Here is a 2,536-nt window from a genome sequence, read left to right on the forward strand (position 1 = left end):
CTCGCCGGGGACCTCGGTGGTCGGGGGGACGTCCATGAGCAGGGTGCGCCCGCCGAGGGCCTTCTTGCCGGTGCTGTTCTGGAGGATGCCCACCGGGATGAGCAGGGCCAGGGCGTAGAGGCCCAGGCCGACGAACCAGATGAGCGGGCTGTTGGGGTAGCTGGCGAAGGCCCAGAAGCTGCCCAGCATGATGATCATGCAGGCCGCGAAGAACAGCAGGTTGTTCAGGGTCCGGCCCTGGCCCGAGTGCGAGCGCGTCACGCTGCCGCTGCTGCGCCCGCCGGTCGGGGCATCCGTGGAGGTGCTGGTGGACGAGTGGGCCCGGTCGGCCATGGTGGTTCCCCTTCTCGTGGTGCAGGGCGGCCGAGTCGCGAGGGCCGCGGAAGCGTTCGCGGTCAGTCTAGTCCGTCCTCGCCGGCCGGCGGGTCCCGCCACCGGGCGCGACCCGGCCCGCCCGGAACACGGTGGTTCGGGGCGGGCCGGGGCGGTGCGCGGCGGTGCCGTCGGAACGGGCGGCCTCAGCCCGCGGTGCGCAGGGCCGCGGTGAGGTGCGCGGCGGCCTCCTGCTGCGCGGCCTCGGCCTTGTCCAGGACCGCGGAGGCGCCGAAGAACTCGTGCATCACGCCCTCGTAGTGGCTGAGCGTGGTGGGCACTCCGGCGGCCTCGAGGTTCGCCGCGAACTGCTGGCCCTGGCTGCGCAGGACGTCGCGCTCGTCGGTGATCACGAGCGTGGGAGGCATCAGCGCGAGGGTCTCCCGGGGCCAGTTCAGCAGGTCGATCCGGGGATCCTGGGCGGCCTCGGGGACCCCTTCGAAGGCGTGCATCGCCATCCAGGACAGCAGGGCGCGGTTGAGCGGGCGGCCGTCGGCGGCGTCCTCCATGGACTCCCCGAACTGCTCGGGGGTGGTCAGCGGGTAGACGCACACCTGTGCGGCCGGCAGCGGCTCCCCGGCCTCGGCGAGCTGGAGGCAGGTGGCCGGTGCCATGTTCCCGCCGACCGACTCCCCGCCGATCGCCATCCGGGACGGGTCCCCGCCCATCTGGGCGGCGTTGGCCGCGGTCCAGCGCCAGGCGGCGAGCACGTCGTCGTGGGAGGCGGGGAACACGGCCTCGGGGGCGCGGCGGTAGTCGGGGGAGACGACGATCGCGCCGGTCTTGTTGGTCAGTCCTCGGCAGGAGGCGTCGTAGGTGTCGATGTCGAAGAGCACCCAGCCGCCGCCGTGGATCCACATGATGATCGGCAGCGGGCCCTTGCCGGGCTCGGCCGGGGTGTAGACGCGCAGGGTCTGCTCGCCGCCGGCCGCGTCGGGGATCTTCAGGTCGGTGACCGAGCCGACGGGCTCGGGTCCCTCCAGCCCCTTCTCCTCCATGACCTTCTTGACCGCGTCGTCCGGGCCGGGCTGCTTGCGCGCCTGGCCGGGCTCGAGGATCTCGAAGGGCTGGGGGCCGAGGGAGGAGTGGGCGTCGACGATCGCCTGGGCCTGCGGGTCCAGCAGGCCGGACGCGTCCGTGGCCAGCCGCTTCTTCTTCCCGGACACCGCTGCCTTGGCGGCGTCGACCGGCTTGGCCGCCGCTCCCACCAGCTTCTCGATCCGGCCCTCGTCCGGGGCGTGGGGGTGGGGCGCCGGCGGTGCCTGGCGCTTGGCGGCCAGGAACTGCTGGCCCAGCTCGCCCATCCGGTCCGCGCCGACCTTGGCGCGGAAGGCGGGCAGCTCCTCCTGCTCCTCGTCCTCCACGTGGTGGCGGGTCACGGAGATCAGCTCGGACAGGGCGGCCTCGAACTCCGCCTCCCCGGGCTCGGTCTTGCCCAGGGTGACCAGCAGCTCCTTGATGTCGCCGTGCTCCTCGCGGGCGTCGTCGTCGAACTCGTCCATGCCGAGCTCGCGCCAAATCGGGTACATGACCGTCTCCTCGGCGAAGGCGTGCAGGGACAGCTCGAAGCTGATCTGGTCCACGAGGGTGCGGCGGTCGCCGCGGCCGGCCTCGAGGTGCTGGAACTGGCGCTCGACGATCGCGTGGTCGTCGGCGATCAGGTGGTCGATGTCACCGGGCTGGGTGGGATAGGACAGAGCCATGGGCAGGTCTCCTCAGAGGGTCGTGGAACGGTGGGGCCGCACGGCACGGGGGTCGGTCCCCGGGCGCGGGCCGGTCAGCACAAGGGGGCGGGCGGGTGGCACGCGGTGGACGGGTCCGTCCGCGCGCCGCCCGGCCCGGCGGAGTCAGGGGTGGGCATCCCGCCGGTCGCGGCCAGGGTCTCGCCGCTGACGTAGCTGGACTCCTGGGAGGCCAGGAACACGTAGGCCGGGGCCATCTCGGCCGGCTGCCCGGGACGGCCCATCGGGGCTTCCGAGGCGCCGAACTCGGGCAGGTTCTCCGGGGGCTGGCCGCCCACGACCTGCAGCGGGGTCCAGACCGGGCCCGGGGCGACCACGTTGACCCGGATGCCCTTGGGCGCCAGCTGGGCGGCCAGGGACTTGCTGAAGCCGTTGATCGCGTACTTCGTGGAGGCGTAGTCCAGCAGGATCGGGGCCGGCTG

Annotated in this window: 3 protein-coding genes; all 3 read right to left on the reverse strand. The window is 73.3% G+C overall.

Annotation, left to right across the window (positions count from 1 at the left end; all coding sequences use genetic code 11):
* The coding region (locus BJF77_RS01985) for a hypothetical protein (RefSeq protein WP_075871126.1) at window positions 1-333 on the reverse strand (333 nt) is incomplete at its 3' end.
* 185 nt (window positions 334-518) lie between these two features.
* Window positions 519-2,075 (reverse strand): alpha/beta hydrolase fold domain-containing protein, encoded by a 1,557-nt coding sequence (locus BJF77_RS01990; protein ID WP_075871127.1) that lies wholly within the window; start codon window positions 2,073-2,075, stop codon window positions 519-521.
* 74 nt (window positions 2,076-2,149) lie between these two features.
* Window positions 2,150-2,536, reverse strand: a 387-nt coding sequence (locus tag BJF77_RS01995; RefSeq protein ID WP_139318391.1) for an SDR family oxidoreductase, incomplete at its 5' end; no start/stop codon positions are given.

Source organism: Kocuria sp. CNJ-770 (assembly GCF_001942375.1).
Classification (GTDB): domain Bacteria; phylum Actinomycetota; class Actinomycetes; order Actinomycetales; family Micrococcaceae; genus Kocuria; species Kocuria oceani.

What these genes read in the sequence shown, in the direction of transcription:
- BJF77_RS01990 (WP_075871127.1), bottom strand. Translation starts at nt 2,075, where the DNA reads ATGGCTCTGTCCTATCCCACCCAGCCCGGTGACATCGACCACCTGATC.